At 68.6% G+C, this 18,003-nt stretch carries 21 protein-coding genes; 11 read left to right on the top strand and 10 right to left on the bottom strand.

Features of this window, described 5'->3' with window-relative positions:
- Nucleotides 1–2 precede the first annotated feature (2 nt).
- A complete protein-coding gene (locus tag AC0IYU_RS27855; RefSeq protein WP_472123785.1) occupies nt 3–776 on the bottom strand; it encodes a nuclease-related domain-containing protein in 774 nt (257 codons plus the stop codon).
- Nucleotides 777–794: 18 nt separating this feature from the next.
- Nucleotides 795–1,841: a hypothetical protein gene (locus AC0IYU_RS27850; protein ID WP_472123783.1), complete on the bottom strand. Its 1,047-nt coding sequence runs from the start codon at nt 1,839–1,841 to the stop codon at nt 795–797.
- A 230-nt stretch (nt 1,842–2,071) separates the two neighbouring features.
- On the opposite strand from AC0IYU_RS27850, the gene AC0IYU_RS27845 reads away from it, so the two are divergent.
- The 8 genes from AC0IYU_RS27845 to AC0IYU_RS27810 all read left to right on the top strand — a co-directional run bounded on the left by AC0IYU_RS27845 (nt 2,072) and on the right by AC0IYU_RS27810 (nt 9,216).
- Nucleotides 2,072–3,229, top strand: a complete 1,158-nt coding sequence (locus AC0IYU_RS27845) for a porin (RefSeq protein WP_472123779.1) — start codon at nt 2,072–2,074, stop codon at nt 3,227–3,229.
- An 81-nt stretch (nt 3,230–3,310) separates the two neighbouring features.
- Nucleotides 3,311–3,571, top strand: coding sequence for a hypothetical protein (locus tag AC0IYU_RS27840; protein WP_472123776.1), 261 nt, complete (start codon nt 3,311–3,313; stop codon nt 3,569–3,571).
- Nucleotides 3,571–4,170, top strand: coding sequence for an ATP-binding protein (locus AC0IYU_RS27835; protein WP_472123774.1), 600 nt, complete (start codon nt 3,571–3,573; stop codon nt 4,168–4,170). Before AC0IYU_RS27840 ends, AC0IYU_RS27835 begins: the two co-directional genes overlap by 1 nt.
- Before the next feature lie 230 nt (nt 4,171–4,400).
- Nucleotides 4,401–5,084: a response regulator transcription factor gene (locus tag AC0IYU_RS27830; protein ID WP_472123771.1), complete on the top strand. Its 684-nt coding sequence runs from the start codon at nt 4,401–4,403 to the stop codon at nt 5,082–5,084.
- Entirely contained in the window at nt 5,081–6,451 is a 1,371-nt protein-coding gene (locus AC0IYU_RS27825; protein WP_472123768.1) for a sensor histidine kinase, read from the top strand. The genes AC0IYU_RS27830 and AC0IYU_RS27825 overlap by 4 nt, the downstream gene beginning before the upstream one ends.
- Before the next feature lie 128 nt (nt 6,452–6,579).
- The gene (locus AC0IYU_RS27820; protein ID WP_435437202.1) at nt 6,580–7,068 is read left to right on the top strand and encodes a tripartite tricarboxylate transporter TctB family protein; all 489 of its coding nucleotides are present in this window, start codon (nt 6,580–6,582) and stop codon (nt 7,066–7,068) included.
- A 25-nt stretch (nt 7,069–7,093) separates the two neighbouring features.
- Nucleotides 7,094–8,605, top strand: coding sequence for a tripartite tricarboxylate transporter permease (locus tag AC0IYU_RS27815; RefSeq protein WP_472123765.1), 1,512 nt, complete (start codon nt 7,094–7,096; stop codon nt 8,603–8,605).
- A gap of 83 nt (nt 8,606–8,688) precedes the next feature.
- A complete protein-coding gene (locus AC0IYU_RS27810; protein ID WP_472123762.1) occupies nt 8,689–9,216 on the top strand; it encodes a hypothetical protein in 528 nt (175 codons plus the stop codon).
- Nucleotides 9,217–9,249: 33 nt separating this feature from the next.
- On the opposite strand, the gene AC0IYU_RS27805 is transcribed toward AC0IYU_RS27810, so the two are convergent.
- Together AC0IYU_RS27805 and AC0IYU_RS27800 are read right to left on the bottom strand one after the other, a co-directional pair.
- Nucleotides 9,250–10,815 (bottom strand): hybrid sensor histidine kinase/response regulator, encoded by a 1,566-nt coding sequence (locus tag AC0IYU_RS27805; protein WP_472123760.1) that lies wholly within the window; start codon nt 10,813–10,815, stop codon nt 9,250–9,252.
- A complete protein-coding gene (locus AC0IYU_RS27800; protein ID WP_472123757.1) occupies nt 10,812–12,293 on the bottom strand; it encodes an ATPase domain-containing protein in 1,482 nt (493 codons plus the stop codon). Before AC0IYU_RS27800 ends, AC0IYU_RS27805 begins: the two co-directional genes overlap by 4 nt.
- Nucleotides 12,294–12,526: 233 nt before the next feature.
- Between AC0IYU_RS27800 and AC0IYU_RS27795 the strand changes: the two genes are divergently transcribed.
- Nucleotides 12,527–12,706 (top strand): DUF3606 domain-containing protein, encoded by a 180-nt coding sequence (locus tag AC0IYU_RS27795; protein WP_435496972.1) that lies wholly within the window; start codon nt 12,527–12,529, stop codon nt 12,704–12,706.
- A gap of 12 nt (nt 12,707–12,718) precedes the next feature.
- Here the strand turns inward: AC0IYU_RS27795 and ureG are convergent, their stop codons facing one another.
- The 3 genes from ureG to ureE are packed head-to-tail and all read right to left on the bottom strand — an operon-like array spanning nt 12,719 to nt 14,679.
- Complete coding sequence (gene ureG, locus AC0IYU_RS27790) at nt 12,719–13,369, bottom strand: urease accessory protein UreG (protein ID WP_472123755.1); 651 nt, start codon at nt 13,367–13,369, stop codon at nt 12,719–12,721.
- A 16-nt stretch (nt 13,370–13,385) separates the two neighbouring features.
- On the bottom strand, nt 13,386–14,066 hold the full coding sequence (locus AC0IYU_RS27785) for an urease accessory protein UreF (protein WP_472123752.1): 681 nt from the start codon (nt 14,064–14,066) through the stop codon (nt 13,386–13,388).
- Between the two features lie 22 nt (nt 14,067–14,088).
- Complete coding sequence (gene ureE / locus AC0IYU_RS27780) at nt 14,089–14,679, bottom strand: urease accessory protein UreE (protein ID WP_472123749.1); 591 nt, start codon at nt 14,677–14,679, stop codon at nt 14,089–14,091.
- A 70-nt stretch (nt 14,680–14,749) separates the two neighbouring features.
- Between ureE and AC0IYU_RS27775 the strand changes: the two genes are divergently transcribed.
- Both AC0IYU_RS27775 and AC0IYU_RS27770 read left to right on the top strand, forming a co-directional pair.
- Nucleotides 14,750–14,977, top strand: a complete 228-nt coding sequence (locus AC0IYU_RS27775) for an AbrB/MazE/SpoVT family DNA-binding domain-containing protein (RefSeq protein WP_215249659.1) — start codon at nt 14,750–14,752, stop codon at nt 14,975–14,977.
- Entirely contained in the window at nt 14,974–15,378 is a 405-nt protein-coding gene (locus AC0IYU_RS27770) for a type II toxin-antitoxin system death-on-curing family toxin (protein WP_472123746.1), read from the top strand. The genes AC0IYU_RS27775 and AC0IYU_RS27770 overlap by 4 nt, the downstream gene beginning before the upstream one ends.
- A gap of 3 nt (nt 15,379–15,381) precedes the next feature.
- Here the strand turns inward: AC0IYU_RS27770 and ureC are convergent, their stop codons facing one another.
- The 3 genes from ureC to AC0IYU_RS27755 form a co-directional block, all read right to left on the bottom strand.
- Nucleotides 15,382–17,100 carry an urease subunit alpha gene (gene ureC / locus AC0IYU_RS27765; protein ID WP_472123743.1) on the bottom strand — a complete coding sequence of 573 codons (1,719 nt, stop codon included), beginning with the start codon at nt 17,098–17,100 and terminating at the stop codon, nt 15,382–15,384.
- Complete coding sequence (locus AC0IYU_RS27760) at nt 17,100–17,405, bottom strand: urease subunit beta (protein WP_435437213.1); 306 nt, start codon at nt 17,403–17,405, stop codon at nt 17,100–17,102. The genes ureC and AC0IYU_RS27760 overlap by 1 nt, the downstream gene beginning before the upstream one ends.
- A gap of 8 nt (nt 17,406–17,413) precedes the next feature.
- The coding region (locus tag AC0IYU_RS27755; protein ID WP_472123740.1) for a HupE/UreJ family protein at nt 17,414–18,003 on the bottom strand (590 nt) is incomplete at its 5' end.

Below are 18,003 nucleotides of genomic sequence, written 5' to 3'. Positions count from 1 at the left end.
TGTCATTGCAGATTCAGCACGCCCGGGTGCGCGGGGCGGACCTGCACGCGCGCGCCGGGCGCGCTCTTCTCGCGGCTGTTGCGCATGTGGTCTTCGAGCGTCAGGTCGCCCTGCAGGTCGTCCAGCAGCTGCCGCGTGCGGTCGATGGCGGCGTCGTCCAGCAGCGCATAGCCATGCTCGGCGCGCCCGTTGTTGCGCGCCACGCGTGCGATGTAGGGCAGGTCCTGCGGCGTGATCACGACGGTGGGCATCACGCCTTGAAGCTCGACGCCCTCGAACGGGAGCAGCACGAAGTACTGCACGCGCAGGTCGGGCGGCAGCAGGCTGCGCAGGTGCGTGGTCTTGCGCCCGCACTGCCAGGCGGGGTCTTTCACCTCGCGCGCCAGCGAATGGTCGTGCTGGCGCAGGAACCAGCGCGGCAGCGCCTGGCCCGAGGTCTTGCGGTACACCACCGCGTTGCGCCAGCCCTTCACTTCGAACAGGTACACGCCGGCCTCGCACACCAGCGCCACGTCGAAGCGCGCGGTGGGCACGGCGCTGCCTTCGTACATGGGAATGACAAGGTCCTGCAGCACGTGCATTCGCCCGAACGCGGGCTGGAACGCGCTGGCAAGTTGCTGGATGCCCAGCCTGGTCGCGGTGGTGTCCGACTGCTCGCCGTCCAGCGAATGCACGCGGCGCGCGGGCGCGGCGGCGTTCGGCTTCGGGTGGGCGTGCGGCTGGCCGGGCAGCGTGAGCACGGTGCGGGCGGGGGCTTTGTGCAAGGCAGTGGTCATGGAGGGCTCCTTCGAACTTCAAGGATTGCGCAACTTTCGGGAGACTTTGTGCAGAAAAGGCATTTGCATGGCTTGCGGAAGCTTCATGGCATCGATCGACGTGTCGTCGCCGATGCTTCCCATGAACACGACCCACGCCATGGCCAGTTCGCCGTTGGCGGCGGCCAGCACATGCAGGTCGAGCAGCAGGCCCTGGAAGTCCTCCATGAGCTGCACCTCGGAGATCTCGCCGCGGTCGCGGCGCGTCTTCGACGATTCGAAATCGGCCCGGGCGTCGGCGACGCGCGCGTAGGCGGTGTTCGCAATGTCGCTCTGCATCTGCAGGTGCTGCAGCGCTGCGGCGACCTGGTCGCGCGCCTGCATCACCGCGCGGGCGTAGAGCGGCTTGCCGGGCACGTCGATGGCCGGCGCTTCGTCGGTCGCGTCGATGGTGCCGGCGGGCATCGCACCGGGGTCCGTGCCGTCGAGCGCGGCGGCCAGGTGGATGTCGTTGCGGTGGGCCAGCACGGCCATCGGCAGCGCGCGCGGCACCTCGGCCGCGAAGCGGGGCAGCGACTTGTCCTGTAGCGCGTCGGCGAGGAGCGCGGCCAGCGCGGCTTCCGACATGCGGCACTGCGCCGCCAGATAAGAGATGTAGCTCGTGCGTTGCGTCTTCAGCTTGCCGATGGTCGTGTCCGCGCCGGCCTGCCGCGCCGCGAGCTGCTTTGCAAAGTCGTCGTGCGGCAATGCGCGGCCCCGGATGAGCACGGACTGCCGCACGACGGCCGCACGCGTGTTCTCCAGGTAGACGAGTTCGAGCGTCTTCACCTTGAGCGCGATGTAGGCCGCTGCCACGCCCGATTCGTTGGTGCCGTGCGATGCGGCCATCAGCCGGTTCATCGCCGCGTCCTCGAAGCCGTTCCACCAAGGCTGCGCGATGGGCTGCGTCTTCGCGCGCACGGCGTGATCGACGAACATGCCCGCCGCCAGCACCGAGGTGGTGTGAACCATCGCGATGCTCGTGCTGGCGCATGCGACGGCCATGGCACCGCACACCGCGGCCATGAGGGTTCGTGAGCGCTTCACCTGTGAGTTCCCAGCGTTGTCATGCGTGGATCTTTTCAGGCGAATTGGGAGAAATTTGAAGGGCCGAGAAATGAGTGCGCCGCGTGCGCGCACCAGGTCATGACGCGCGCGCACAACACTCCAGGCCGCAGAAAACGTATCTACCAAATTCCTCCGGAATTGAACGAAACCATGCGTACAGCCGGTCGATACCGAGCGGCCGCATCAGACCTGAAACTGGAGAAACCTGAATGAAGAAAACCCTCACGGCATTCGCTGCCCTGGCCGTCTGTGGCCTGGCCTCTGCCCAATCGTCCGTCACGCTGTTCGGTGTCGTCGACGCCGGCGTGACCTACCAGTCGGCCACCGCGCGCGACGCGCTCACGGGCGCCTCGGTCAAGCAAAGCAAGACCAGCCTGGCCAACTCCGGCTACAACTCCAGCCGCATCGGCTTCCGGGGCACCGAAGACCTGGGCGGCGGGCTGGCTGCGAGCTTCTGGCTCGAAGCGCCCATCACCAACGACGACGGCGCCACCGGCATCTCCACCTTCGCGCGGCGCTCCACCGTGAGCCTGTCGGGTGGCTTCGGCGAGCTGCGCCTGGGCCGCGACTACACGCCCACGTTCTGGAACGACACCGTGTTCGACCCGTTCGGCACCAACGGCTCGGGCACCAACGTGATCAGCACCGTCAGCGGCAACAGCACCATCAACAACGCCAACTATGCGCGCGCGAGCAACTCGGTGGGCTACTTCCTGCCGCCGAACCTGGGCGGCTTCTACGGCCAGCTGCAGTACAGCTTCCACGAGAACACCAGCACCGACGCCACCAGCACCACGGCTGCGAGCAGCAGCAGCGCGGGCCGCTACGTGGGCGGGCGCTTCGGCTATGCCAACGGCCCGCTGGACGTGGCCCTGGGCGTGGGCCAGAGCGTGGCGGTGGACACCGCCACGCTGGAGCGCAAGGTGCAGACCATCAACCTGGGCGCGTCGTACGACTTCGGCCCGGTGAAGCTGTTCGGGGAGCTGTCGAACGTGCAGAACAAGTTCGACACGGCGCTGGGCAACACGCACGACACCTACAACGGCTACCTGATCGGTGCGACCGTGCCGGTGGGTGCGGGTCTGATCCGCGCGTCGTACTCGGTGGTTCGCTACAACGAGGGTGCGGCCGGCATCACGGGCGAAGACCCGCGCGCGCAGAAGCTGGCCATCGGCTACGTGCACAACCTGTCCAAGCGCACGGCGCTGTACGCCACGGTGGCGCGTGTGAACAACCGCAACGACGCCAACTACACCGGCAGCCTGGTCTCGGCGAGCACGACGGGCTACGGCAGCGCGGGCGTGGGCTTCTCGGGCGTGCCGCGTTCCTCGACCGGCTACGACTTCGGCATTCGCCACGCGTTCTGAAGCGAAGCGCGCTCTGTGCGCGGGAAGAAGGGCTCGCCCTTATTCCCATGCGCAGCCCGTCCATTCAGCAATGAGCTTTCAATGAACCGAATCCGACTTCTGGCGGGGGTCCTGGTGGCCACCAGCCTCGCAGGCTGCATCGTGCTGCCGCCGCCGCCCATGCCTTACCGCCCCTTGCCACCGGGCTTTCGTGGTGACGCGCCGCCCATGCCTTTCGGCGGCGCCCGCAGGCCGCCGGCGCCCGGGTGGGAGGACTGCGATGGCCAGCGCAGCGGCCCGGGCAACGATTGCACGCGCGGCGCGCCGGGCGACCCCGGCGCGCCTGTGCCGGGAGCCCGTTGATGGCTGCGGGACAACTCCAGTCCGGCAACCTCGGCGTGGTCATTGCCAGCGTGATCTCTCTCGGCCTTGGCGGCGTGGTCTGCCTGATGGGCTCGCTGTTCCTCGCCAACCTGCGCCAGGGCGCGAAGGCGCGTGAACTCGCGGCACAAGCCAGGCAGCACGCGCAGCAGCGGCTGGGCGCCAGCCGCGTGCAAGACCTGCGGCCGCTGCTCGACGCGGCCTCGGGCGATATGCACGGCAAGGCCATCCGCTTCGAAGTCCAGCTGCCGCCGCAAGCGGTGCCCGTGCTCGCGATCGAGGCCGAGCTGCGCGAACTGCTCGCCGAGGTCACGGCCTATGCGGCCAGCGTGATGCGCGCGGGCGCGACGCTGCAGGTGTCCGCGCACGCGGAAGGCGAGCAGGCCGTGATCCATTGGCGCGACCTCGATGCCGTCGATGCACGACCGCCGCTCGCGAGGTTCTTCGACAGCGCGCACGCAGCCGGCGCCAGCGCGCGGGCCTGCGAGCGCATTGCCGACCACCACGGCGGGCGCATCTACTCGGCGCCGTGTGCGGGCGGCGTGCTGGGCCTGACGCTGCGCCTGCCGCTGCAGGCCTAGCCGGCAACCGCCGGCTTGCGCCAACATGGACAAACGGTAATGAAGCGGCTGCGCTTTCTCGGGTTCAATCGCGGCTAGGATGGTCCCGGCGGCGCCCGGATGGACGGTGGGCCGGCCGACTCCATCGCCATGAGCACCCGAACGCAGTCACTCCCCGATCTTCCTGTTTCCCCGGCCCGCCGCGTTGCCCCGCACGAGGGCGCGGCACCGGCGTGCTAGGCCCCACCGCCATGTGGCGCTGCCTCATCGTCGAGGACGACGCCGACAACGCGCGCTACATCGCCGACGGCTTCCGTTCGCTCGGCCACGTGGCCGTGATCAGCCGGGACGGTGCCGATGCGCTGGCGCGCGCCACGGGCGAGCCGTGGGACCTGGTGATCCTCGACCGCATGCTGCCCAACGACGTTGACGGCCTGTCGATCCTCTCGACCCTGCGCGCCCTCGGCAAGAAGACGCCGGTGCTGGTGCTCAGCGCATTGAGCGCGCTCGACGAACGCGTGCGCGGCCTGAAGGCCGGCGGCGACGACTACCTGGCCAAGCCCTTCGCCTTCTCGGAACTGGCGGCGCGCGCCGAGGCACTGGTGCGGCGCTCGCGCACCGGGCCCGAGATCCGCACGCTGCAGCTGGCCGACCTCACGCTGGACCTGGCACGCCGGCATGTGGAGCGCGGCGGGCGGCACATTGCGCTGCAGCCGCGCGAGTTCCGGCTGCTGGCCTATCTCATGATGCATCCGGGCCAGGTGGTCACGCGCACCATGCTGCTGGAGGCCGTGTGGGACTACCAGTTCGACCCGCAGACCAACGTGATCGACGTGCAGGTGAGCCGGCTGCGCGGCAAGCTCGACGCGGGCGGCGTGCCCACGCTGATTCACACCGTGCGCGGCGTGGGCTATACGCTGGCCCCGCCGCAATGATCCGCACGCTGCGCCAGCTGTGGCGCTCGGTCGGCTTCCGGCTGGCCTTCTACTACGGCCTGCTGGTGGCCATCACGATGCTGGCCGCGCTGGCCATCGTCTACATGCAGACGGTGGGCGTACTGCAGCAGCGCATGGTGCGCCAGGTGGAGGCCAGCGTGCAGCAGCTGATGGTGCGCTACGACGCGCGCGGCGCCGACGGCGTGGCGGGCGAAATTTCGAATGCGCTGTCGGACGGGCGCAACTCCGACAACGAGATCTATCTGCTGACCGACAGCGAAGGCAGCAAGCTCGCGGGCAACCTCGACCAGGTGCCCTCGGCCGCGCCCGACGCGGGCGACGGCGTGCACCGGCGCGTGGTGCGCGCGGGGCAGACCGTCATCGCCTACATCGTGCTGCGCCCCCTGCCGGACGGCGGGCAGCTGGTGGTGGGGCACGACCTGCGCGACCAGGAATCGATCGAATCGCTGGTGGCGAGCGCCAGCGCGGCGGCGGGCATCGTGGCGGTGCTGCTGCTGATCGGCGGCACCTTCGTGTTCCGCCAGGAGCTGGAACGCAGCGTGGGCGCGGTGCGCCGCACGGCCGCGCGCATTGCGGCCGGCGAGCTGCAGGAGCGCGTGGCGCCGTCGGGCGAGGAGGACGAGTTCGCGCTGCTGGAGCACGAAATCAACGCCATGCTCGACCGCATCCAGTCGCTGATGGACGGCGTGCGCCATGTGTCCAACACCATCGCGCACAACCTGCGCACGCCGCTCACGCGAGTGCTGGTGCGGCTGCGCGCTGTGGAAGCCGCGCTGCAGCAGCAAGACCCGCAGCGCGAGGCCGTGGCCACCGCCATCCGCGAGCTCGAGGAACTCGCGGTGGTGTTCGAGAAGCTGCTGCAGATCGCCGAGGTCGAGGCCGGTGCGCGCCGGCAGCAGTTCGCGCCGGTGGCGCTGCACGTGATTGCCGACGACGTGGCGGAGTTGTACGAGGCCGTGGCGGAGATGCAGGGCATCGCGTTGCTGCGCGAGCCCGCCGACATCGCGGTGGCGCTGGGCGACCGCGACCTGCTGGCCGGCGCGGCGGCCAACCTGCTGGACAACGCGCTGAAGTACGCAGGCACCGGTGCCACCGTGCGCATCGGCACGCACACGGTGGACGGCAGGGCGCAGCTCTTCATGCAGGACAACGGCCCCGGCATTCCCGCTGCCGAGTACGAGCGCATCGGCGTGCGCTTCCACCGGCTGGACCGCAGCACGCCGGGCCACGGCCTGGGGCTGGCCAGCGTGCAGGCGGTGGTGGCGCTGCACGGCGGGCGGCTGCAGTTCGCGGATGCGCGCCCGGGGCTGCGCGCGTGCATCGACCTGCCGATGGCGGGCGACTGAACGCGCCGCGTGCGTTCGCCACATTGCCGAACGGCAATGTATTGGTCATGCACAAAAGTCCGGTGAATTCCTAGGATCGCTCGGCGCACAACCTGTGCCGATCAACGCAGTTCCAGGAGACATCAACGGTGAGAATCAAGAGTCAGAGAGACTTCTGCTCGGGCGTGCTTTTCAGCGCCTTCGGCGTGGCCTTCGCATGGGGCGCCACGACCTACAACGTGGGCTCGGGCGCCCGCATGGGCCCCGGCTACTTTCCCCTGATCGTGGGCATCCTCATTGCCCTCATGGGCGTGGCCATCACGCTCAAGGCGCTCAGCGTGGAGACGGAAGACGGCGAGCCCATCGGGCGCATCGCATGGAAGCCGCTGGTCTTCATCATCGGCGCGAACCTGATCTTCGGCGTGCTGCTGGGCGGCCTGCCGAGCATCGGGCTGCCGTCGATGGGGCTCATCGTGGCCATCTACGCGCTGACCTTCATCGCCAGCCTCGCGGGAGACAACTTCGGCTGGAAGGGCGTGACCGTGCTGGCGACCGTGCTGGCGCTGGGCAGCTACCTGGCCTTCGTGGTCGCGCTGAAGCTGCAGTTCCAGGTGTGGCCGACCTTCATCGCCGGCTGATTCGCACAAGAACAAGACAAGACAAATGGACCTGATTACCAATCTCTCGATCGGCTTCGGCGTCGCCTTCACGGCGCAGAACCTCGTGTATGCCTTCGTCGGCTGCCTGCTGGGCACGCTGATCGGCGTGCTCCCGGGCATCGGCCCGGTCGCGACCATCGCGATGCTGCTGCCCGCCACGTATGCGCTGCCGCCCGTGTCGGCGCTGATCATGCTGGCCGGCATCTACTACGGCGCGCAGTACGGCGGCTCCACCACGGCCATTCTGGTCAATCTGCCGGGCGAGTCGTCGTCGGTGGTGACCGTGATCGACGGCTACCAGATGGCAAGAAAGGGGCGCGCCGGACCGGCGCTCGCCGCGGCCGGGCTGGGCTCGTTCTTCGCGGGCTGCGTGGGCACGCTGATCCTGGCCGCGTTCGCGCCGCCGCTGACCGAGCTGGCCTTCAAGTTCGGCCCGGCCGAGTACTTCTCGCTGATGATCCTGGGCCTGATCGGCGCCGTGGTGCTGGCCTCGGGCTCGCTGCTCAAGGCGATCACCATGATCCTGTTCGGCCTGGCGCTGGGCCTGGTCGGTACCGACGTGAATTCGGGCGTGGCGCGCTACAGCTTCGACATTCCCGAGCTCACCGACGGCATCGGCTTCATCGCCATTGCGATGGGCGTGTTCGGCTACGGCGAAATCATTGCCAACCTGGCGGTGCCCGAGCACGAGCGCGAAGTGTTCACCGCGAAGGTCAAGGGCCTGTGGCCCACCAAGCAGGACTTCAAGGACATGACGCCCGCGGTGCTGCGCGGCACGGCGCTGGGTTCGGCGCTGGGCATCCTGCCGGGCGGCGGCGCTTTGCTGTCGGCCTTCGCGGCCTACACCATCGAGAAGAAGATGAAGCTCAAGGCGGGCGAAGTGCCCTTCGGCAAGGGCAACATCCGCGGCGTGGCGGGCCCCGAGTCGGCCAACAACGCCGGTGCGCAGACCTCGTTCATTCCGCTGCTCACGCTGGGCATTCCGCCCAACGCGGTGATGGCGCTGATGGTGGGCGCCATGACCATCCACAACATCCAGCCCGGCCCGCAGGTGATGACCAGCAACCCCGAGCTGTTCTGGGGCCTGATCGCCTCGATGTGGATCGGCAACCTGATGCTCATCGTGCTGAACCTGCCGATGATCGGCATCTGGATCAAGCTGCTGACCATTCCCTACAAGTGGCTCTTTCCGTCGATCGTGCTGTTCTGCGCGGTGGGCGTGTACTCGGAGAACAACAACACCTTCGATGTGTGGATGGTCGCGATCTTCGGCATCGTGGGCTACGCCTTCCTGAAGCTGAAATGCGAGCCTGCGCCGCTGCTGCTGGGCTTCATCCTGGGGCCGATGATGGAAGAGAACCTGCGCCGCGCGCTGCTGCTGTCGCGCGGCGACTGGAGCGTGTTCGTCACGCGGCCGCTGTCCGCGGGGCTGCTGGTGGTGGCCGGGTTGCTGCTGGTCATCGTGCTGCTGCCGTCGGTGAAGGCCAAGCGGGAAGAGGCTTTCGTCGAGGAGTGATGCATCGCAAGGCCCTGGAAAAAGCGGCGCCACGGAACTCCGCGTCATACTCGCGGTCCCATGGTTCCGCCGCTTTTTCCCCGATGCCGAACGTGCGCCTCTACGCTCCCCTGATCCTTCTTCGTGCGCTTGCCGCGAGCGCGGCCCTTCTCGCAGCGGGCGCGCCGCATGCGCAGGCGCTGCCTGCGGGCGTGCGTCTGGGCATGTCGGCCGAGGCGCTGCAGGCCGCATTGCCTGCCGCCGAACGCGTGCAACGGCCCCAGCGCCTGAGCGGCGGCCTGGTCGGCAGCTGGCACGGCGCACCGGTCCAGATGGCCGGGCTGCTGTTCGAGCCGACCTTCTTCTTTGCCGCCTCGGAGTTGCGTCGCGTCGAGTACGTGGCCACGGCTCAGGCCATGCCGGACAGCGGCGCTTCGGCTTTCGCGGCGCTCGTGCAATGGGGCCGCGGTGTGTTCGGCGCCGAGCTCGCCTCGCGCGACCCCGGCAGCGCCTACGCCGCCTGGGTGAGCAACGACACCGACGTCTACGTGCAGCAGGTCAGCGACCCGCGCCGCGCCAGCGTGCGGCTCGTGTACAAGGCCCGGCAGCTGCGCGACGGCAGCGAACTCTGAGCGGGCGCGCCGCTCCAGCGGCGCCGCGTCGCTTCAGCCCGCCCCGCGCTGCGCGAGCTTGTGCAGCGCGGCCGACAGCGCCTCCACATCGACCGGCTTCAGCAGGTGGTGGTCGAATCCCGCCCGCGCGATGCGCAGCCGGTCGTCGGCCTGACCCCAGCCCGTGAGCGCGATCAGCCCCATGCCGTGCAGTCGCGGATGGGCCCGAAGCCGGCGCGCCAGCTCGCAGCCGTCCATGCCCGGCATGCCGATGTCCAGGATGCCGAACGACGGGTTGAAGTGTTCGGCCTGTTCCAGCGCGTCCGCGCCGCTGAACGCCACGGCGGTTTGCGCACCCAGCAGCCCCAGCAGCGCCGCGAGCGACTCCGCGGCATCGCGGTTGTCGTCCACCACCAGGATGCGGTGCTTCGCGGCGATGGTCTCCTGCGATGCGCGGGCCTTGGCGCCGGCCCGCACCCCGTGCTCGAGCAGCGGGAGCGAGACGATGAATTCGCTGCCCTGGTTCGCACCCTCGCTCTTCGCGACGACCGTGCCGCCGTGCAGTTCCACCAGGCTCTTCACCAGGGTGAGGCCGATGCCCAGGCCGCCCTGCGCGGCCCGCGCGGTGTCGCTCACCTGCACGAACATGTCGAAGATGGCGCCGAGCATCGCGGCCGGGATGCCCGCGCCGCTGTCCTTCACCCGTACCACCGCGTGGCCGTGGTCGTCGCGCTCGACGAAGACATCGATGCGCCCGCCCTCGGGGGTGTACTTGGCGGCGTTGTTCAGCAGGTTGGAGAACACCTGCGTCAGGCGCACGCCGTCGCCTTCCACCGCCAGCGAGGCGTCGGCGATGTGCAGCGAGAGCGTGTGCTTGCCGGCGTCCATCAGCGGGCGGCTGAGCTCCACCGCGCTGCGGATCACCTGGCTGAGCGCCAGCTCCGCGGGCTGCAGTTCGATCTTGCCGCGCGTGATGCGCGAGACCTCCATCAGGTCGCTCACGAGCCGCACCATGTGCTCCAGCTGGCGGCCCATGAGCTCGTAGTAGGGCAGGGCGGTCTCCGGCGTCAGTGCCTTGCGCTTCAGGATGGCCAGCGCGGTGCTCAGCGGGGCCATCGGGTTGCGCAGCTCGTGCGCCAGGGTCGCGAGGAATTCGGTCTTGCGCTTGTCGGCCTCGTTGAGGTCTTCCAGGATGCGGCGCAGTTCGTACTGCCGGCGCCGCGCACGCAGCGCGCTGCGCAGCGCACTCACCAGCGACGCCACGCGGATCGGGCGCTCCAGCACGGTGACATTGGCCATGCCTTCCATGGCGGTGGAAATGGCGCGCGAATCGGCGCCCTGCCGCGCCAGGATCAGCACCGGCAGGTCGGACCACGGGGGCTGGGCGGCCACCGCGGCGGCGAGCTCCGAGGCGCCGCTGCCCGAGAGCATTTCCTCGGACACCAGCAATGCCCCCGCGCCTTCGCCGACCGCGCGCAGCAGTTCCGGCAGATCGGCGCACACCTGGGTCTCGATGCTGGCGCTCGAGAGCACGGCGGAGGCCATGACCGCGTCCCGCGTCGTGGCCGTTCGCATCAGAACGCGCAACTGCGGGTTCTGGAGGGGGAGGGTGTCCGTCACGGCGGGGGCGAGGCGATGCCGTCGACCGGCACCGGCACGCCGGTCAGGATGCCGCGGAAATGGCGCAGCGGCTCGCCCACGTTCAGGCCTTCGCTGTTCATCGAGAAGGCCCGGATGGAGCGCTCATGCGCGCCGCCGCGCTTCTTGAGCACCGAGATGGCCTGGCGCACCTCGCCTTCGGCTTCGAAGTAGCGCATGAGCACCACCGCATCGGCCAGGTAGCTCGCGTCGACCGGCGTCTGCATCTGCATGCCGATCAGCCCGTGCTGCGCGCCGACAAGGATGGTGGCCACGCCGGACTGGCCGAGGTAGGTGAGCAGTTCGTGCAACTGCACGATCAGGAAGCGCTCGTCGGGCATCGCGTTCAGGTAGCCATTCAGGCTGTCGATGACGACCACCTTCGCGCCGTGTTGGGTCACCGCCATGCGGATCTCGTGCACCAGCTCGCCGGGAGACAACTCCGCCGGGTCGACCTGCTTGATGCGGATCTGGCCCGACCGAAGGTGGGGCTCCAGCGTCATGCCCAGGCCGGCGCAGCGCGTGCGCAGGGTGTTGACGCTCTCGTCGAAGATGAACAGCGCCGCCGACTCGCCCCGCTGGGCGGCCGCGATGGCGAACTGCACCGCCACCGACGACTTGCCTGTGCCTGGTGCGCCGACCAGCAAGGTGCTGGTGCCCTTTTCGAGCCCGCCTCCGAGCAGTGCGTCGAGTTCCTCGATGCCGCTGGGCAGCTTGGTGAGGGTCGTGTCCGCCACGTGCTCGGCCGCCACCAGGCGCGGGAACACCTGCAGGCCGCCGCGGTGGATCTTGTAGTCGTGGTAGCCGCCGCGAAACGACTGCCCGCGGTACTTCACGACCAGCAGGCGGCGGCGCGACGCGCCGTAGTCGGAGTTCGACTGCTCCAGCCGCACGACCGCGTGCGCGATGCTCTGCACCTGCAGGTCGTGCTCGGTGGCGGTCATGTCGTCGAGTAGCAGCACCGTGCACTGGCGCCCCGCGAAGAATTGCTTGAGCGCCAGGATCTGCCGCCGGTAGCGCAGTGACGTGCCCGAGAGCAACCGCAGCTCGGACAGCGAATCGAACACGATGCGCGAGGGCTTGAGGGCTTCCACGTCGCTCAGGATGCGCAGCGTGGTCTCGCTGAGCTCCACCTCCGAGGGGTGGAACATCGTGTACTGCTCGTCGGGCTGCAGGCTGTCCTGCGTGGGCAGCATCTCGCGCACATGGATGGGCGACACGTCCCAGCCGTGCGAGGCGGCCACCCCGCGCAGCTCGGTCTCGGTTTCCGACAGCGTGACGTACAGCACCGACTCGCCGAGGCGTGCGCCTTCGAGCAGGAACTGCATGGCGATCGTCGTCTTGCCCGCGCCCGGGGTGCCTTCGAGCAGGTACAGGCGGTTGGGCTCCAGTCCGCCGCCGAGCACGTCGTTCAGGCCCGGTACGCCAACACTCAGCAGTCGCTGGTGATGAGGCTCCATGTTGCTTCTCCGTATTGAAAGAGGTTGCCCAAATTCAAACATCGAAGCATCCGGGCGGCTTGCAGGACGGCGCCGCCAACGGCTGGCGGAAGCTTTTGTCGGTGGCACGGAGGGCAAGGCCATGTCCTGCACGGCGCGTCGGAATCGTCCGGCTGGCGCGGCGTGGCGGCCATGGAAACTGCGTTTCCTGCCTGCCAACCCCTTAACCACCTTCAGTTCTTCAGGAGAAGACGATGCGCGAAGACACCGAGATCCGCATTCCCCAGGACGATGAACGCATCGATGTCACCGACCTCAAGGAGGTCGACTACTGGACCCAATGGTTCGGCGTGAGCGAGGCACGGCTGCGCACGGCGGTGGCCTCGGCGGGCACGGTAAAGGACGACCTGCGCATCTACCTCGGCCTGCCCTGACCCCCGGCAGGCTCATCCTTCGGCGAGCATGCCTCGCGCTTCGATGAACGCCACCACCTCGGCCACGCCGGTGTGGGTCTTGAGGTTGGTCATCACGTAGGGACGCTGGCGGCGCATGCGCTGCGTGTCCTGCTCCATCACGTCGAGGTTGGCGCCCACGTAGGGTGCCAGGTCGGTCTTGTTGATCACGAAGAGATCGCTCTTGGTGATGCCAGGGCCGCCCTTGCGCGGGATCTTCTCGCCGGCCGCCACGTCGATCACGTAGATGGTGAGGTCTGACAGCTCGGGGCTGAACGTCGCTGCCAGGTTGTCGCCCCCGGACTCGACGAACACGATGTCGGCGTCCGGAAAGTCTTCGAGCATGCGGTCGATCGCCTCGAGGTTGATCGATGCATCTTCGCGAATGGCGGTGTGCGGGCAGCCGCCGGTTTCCACGCCCATGATGCGCTCGGCCGGCAGCGCGCCGGCCACGGTCAGCAGGCGCTGGTCTTCCTTGGTGTAGATGTCGTTGGTGATGGCGATCAGGTCGTACTTGTCGCGCATCGCCTTGCAGAGCATTTCGAGCAGCGTGGTCTTGCCGGAGCCGACCGGGCCGCCGATGCCCACGCGCAGCGGGGGCAGTCTCTTGGTGCGATTCGGGATGTGGTGCAGGGCGGAGGTCATGGCGGGTGGGCTCGGTTCAGCTTCGGAAGAGGCGGGAATATTGTGTTTCGTGGCGGGCCGAGAGCACGGCCAGCAGGGGGGCGAAGGCCTGGCGGTCGTCGTCGCCCAGGGCCATGGCGCGGGTGACGGCGGCGGGTATTTCTTGCGACAGCCGCCCCAGGATGCGCTGGCCCGCGCTCTGGCCCAGTGGCACGGCCTTGACGGCGGCGCCGACCATGTTCTCGGCCCAGCCGAACGCGAAGGCCAGGCAGCCGTCGTGCACGCTGGCGCCCGTGCGGCTCACCGCGAACGCGAAGGCCACGGGGTAGCTGGCGGGCAGGCCGGCAAAGACTTCGGCGGTGTCGGCATGGTGCAGCTTGAGCCACTCGACGAAGGAGCGGCCCATCTGCTCGGTCTGCAGGAAGAATTCGGCCGATTCGCGGGTGGTCATGACCCACTGGTTGAGCTCGCGCACGCGCGGCATGTCGTTGGCGCGCCAGGCTGCAACGGCCTGCGCGAACAGGGCGAGGTCGCCGCGCGCAAAGCTCAGGTGCAACTGGTCCGAGAGCCATTCGGCAGCCTTGGCTTCCGAGTCGATGCCCGCCCATTCGACGGCCGCCTCGACGCCTTCCGAATACGAGAAGCCGCCCACGGGCAGGGCGGGGGAGGCCAGCCAGATGAGCTGCAGGAGGCTGTGGGCGCCGGCTGGGTCGGACATGTCAGTGGTACACCGCTCTGGTTCAGTGCGAGTGACCGTGGTGGTCATGGCCGTGCGAATGGCCATGGTCGTCGAGCAGTTCCGGTGCGAGCACGAGCGGCTTCGGCCCTTTGCTGCTGCCATGCGATGGCGCATGGTCATGGCTGTGACCGCCGCCGTGCGACCCATACGCGCCGCCCTCGGGCTCGAAGGCTTCATCGACCGCCACCACGATCAGGTGCATCGAACGCAGCATGTCGGCCAGCACATGGTCGGGCTCGATCTTCAGGTGGTCGGGCTTGAGCTCGATCGGCACATGCCGGTTGCCCAGGTGGTAGGCCGCGCGCGTCAGGTCGAACGGCGTGCCGTGGGCGGTGCAGTGCGTGATGCGCAGCACGGGCTGCGGCGCCGCGATCACGCGCACCAGCGAACCGTCTTCGGCCACCAGCACGTCGCCGCCCCGCACCGCCGTGCCGCGCGGCAGGAACACGCCGATCTGGCGGCCCTGCGAATCGGTGGCGTCGAAACGGCTTTTCTGGCGCACGTCCCAGTCGAGCTCGATGGTGGCAGCGCGCTTGAGCAGCACGGGCGCAAGGCCGCGGCCCTGGGGCATGAGTTTGTTGGCGGTGAGCATGTGGCTTGCGGCTCCAAATAGGGCGGGCTAATATAACGCTTGTTATAACTTCTGTTCAACGGAGCGTCCCATGTCCGCCCTCAAATTGACTCAGATCGGCAATTCGGTCGGGGTCATCCTGCCCAAGGAAGTCCTGGCGAGCATGAACGTGGGCAAGGGCGACACGGTCTACCTCACGCAGGCTGCCAACGGCGGGGTGACGATCACGCCGTACGACGACGAGTTCGAGCGCCAGATGGAAGCCGCGCGCCGCGTCATGAAGAAGCGGCGCAACGTCCTGCGCGAACTTGCCAAGTGAGCGCTGCCAACCAGCGCTGGGTCTGGCTGAACCTCCAGATGATCCAGTTGGTGCATGAAGAACAACTCGCAGAGCATGGGGGGCCGGGCGGTGTGCGCGACGAAGGAATGCTCGCATCCGCGATGGGGCGAACGCAGAACCGGGCGACGTACGAGTCTCCCGATGCCGCAACGCTGGCCGCGAGCTACGCCTTCGGCATTGCTCGCAATCACCCGTTCGTGGACGGCAACAAGCGAACCGCGTTCGTGGCCATGGAAACCTTCCTGGCCCTCAACGGATTCGAGCTTCTCGCATCCGATGAGGACTGCGTGCTGAAGACGCTCGGCCTTGCGGCAGGGGACACCGATGAAGCGTCCTTCGCGCAATGGATTCGCGATCACCTCGCGCCGCGTGACCTCTGACATTCAGAACAGGAAATACCGCTGCGCCATCGGCAGCAGCTTTGCCGGCTCGCAGGTCAGCAGGTGCCCGTCGGCGCGCACCGCGTAGGTCTGCGCGTCGATCTCCATCTTCGGCGCGTAGCCGTTGTGCACCATGTGGTGCTTGCGCACGCCGCGGATGTTCTTCACCGCGCTCAGGTGCTTGGCCAGGCCGTAGCGCTCCTTGATGCCCGAGGCCAGGCCGGCCTGCGACACGAAGGTCAGCGAACTCTTTGCGAGCGAGCCGCCGTAGGCGCCGAACATCGGGCGGAAGTGCACCGGCTGCGGCGTCGGGATCGATGCGCTGGGGTCGCCCATCGCCGCCATGGCGATGGTGCCGCCCTTCAGGATGGTGAAGGGCTTCACGCCGAAGAATGCGGGCTTCCAGATCACGATGTCGGCCCACTTGCCGACCTCGAGCGAGCCGACCTCGTGCGCGATGCCGTGCGCAATGGCCGGGTTGATCGTGTACTTGGCGATGTAGCGCCTGGCGCGGAAGTTGTCGTTGCGCTCGCTGTCTTCGGGCAGCGTGCCGCGCTGAACCTTCATCTTGTGCGCGGTCTGCCAGGTGCGGATGATCACCTCGCCGACGCGGCCCATGGCCTGGCTGTCGGAGCTGAACATGCTGATGGCGCCCAGGTCGTGCAGCACGTCTTCGGCGGCGATGGTTTCCTTGCGGATGCGCGACTCGGCAAAGGCCAGGTCCTCGGCGATGCCGGCGTCCAGGTGGTGGCACACCATGAGCATGTCGACGTGCTCGTCGAGCGTGTTCACGGTGTAGGGCATCGTGGGGTTGGTCGACGACGGCAGGAAGTTCGCCTCGCCCACCACGCGCAGGATGTCGGGCGCATGCCCGCCGCCCGCGCCTTCGGTGTGGAAGGCGCAGATGGCGCGCCCGCCCACCGCCGCGATGGTGTTCTCCACGAAGCCCGATTCGTTGAGCGTGTCGCTGTGGATGGCCACCTGCGTGTCGGTGGCGTCGGCCACGTCCAGGCAGTTGCTGATGGCTGCCGGCGTGGTGCCCCAGTCTTCGTGCAGCTTCAGGCCGATGACGCCGGCGTCGATCTGCTCGTGCAGCGCGTCGGGCAGGCTGGCGTTGCCCTTGCCCAGGAAGCCCAGGTTCATCGGGAACGCGTCGGCTGCCTGCAGCATGCGCTCGATGTGCCAGGGGCCGGGCGTGGCGGTGGTGGCGAAGGTGCCGGTGGCCGGGCCGGTGCCGCCGCCGAGCATGGTGGTGACGCCGGACGCCAGGGCCTCCTCGATCTGCTGCGGGCAGATGAAGTGGATGTGGCTGTCGATGCCGCCGGCCGTGACGATGTTGCCTTCGCAGCTGATGATCTCGGTGCCCGGGCCGATGACGATGTCCACGCCCGGTTGCACGTCGGGGTTGCCGGCCTTGCCGATGGCGGCGATGCGGCCGTCCTTCAGGCCGATGTCGGCTTTCACGATGCCCCAGTGGTCGAGGATGAGCGCGTTGGTCAGCACGGTGTCGACGGCGCCTTGCGCCCTGGTGCGCTGCGACTGCGCCATGCCGTCGCGAATGGTCTTGCCGCCGCCGAACTTCACCTCTTCGCCGTAGCCGCCGGCACGCAGGGTGTAGTCTGCCTCGACCTCGATCAGGAGTTCGGTGTCCGCCAGGCGCACGCGGTCACCCACGGTGGGGCCGAAGATTTCGGCGTAAGCACGCCTTGAAATGGTCGCCATCAGAGCTTTCCTTGAACGAGGCCGCGAAAGCCGTAGACGATGCGATCGCCCGAGTAGTCGACCAGTTCGACCGTGCGCTGCTGGCCCGGCTCGAAGCGCACCGCAGCGCCCGAGGCGATGTTCAGCCGCATGCCGCGCGCGGCCTCGCGGTCGAAGCCGAGCGCGCCGTTGGTCTCGGCGAAGTGGTAGTGCGAACCGACCTGGATCGGCCGGTCGGCGGTGTTCTGCACCACCAGCGTGAGGGTGCGGCGGCCGGGGTTGAGCGTGTGCTCGCCGTCGTCGGTGAGGAGTTCGCCGGGGATCATGGCCGGCCTCAGATGGCCTGGGCCAGCAGCGTGGCGCCCAGGCCGACCACCGCGGCACCGGCCACGCGCGGCAGCCAGGCGTTGGCACGGCGCAGCGACCAGCCCAGCGCGATGCCCGCGCCGTGCAGCAGCACCGTGGCGCCGACCATGCCGGCCAGCGTGGGGGCCGCTCCCTGTTCGCTGGCCAGTTCGTGGCCGTGCGCCACGCCGTGGAACACGGCGAACACGCCGACGACCGCCATCGCGACGCCGGCCGGCAGGTGCACGCGCGTGACCACCAGCAGGCCCAGCACCAGCAGCGAAGCCGCGATCATCGGCTCGACCGCCGGCAACTGCACGCCGGCCAGGCCCATCAACGCGCCCACCAGCAGCATGCCGGCGAAGGCGAGCGGCGCCCACAGCAGGTCGGGCCAGGCGCGGCGCGCGGCCAGGGCGCTCCAGAAGCCGACCGCGACCATGGCGGCCAGGTGGTCGGCACCGGTCAGCGGGTGCAGGAAGCCGGTGGTGAACCCGTGGTGCATGCCGCCATCGACACCGACGTGGGCGCTGGCTGCGAACGGCAGCAGCAGGGTGGCGAGCAGGGGGAGGGTCTTGAGGG

Source organism: Variovorax sp. AC103, assembly GCF_979254005.1.
The sequence above is the reverse complement of the archived record's forward strand: the minus strand, read 5'-3'. Positions and strand labels throughout refer to the sequence as shown.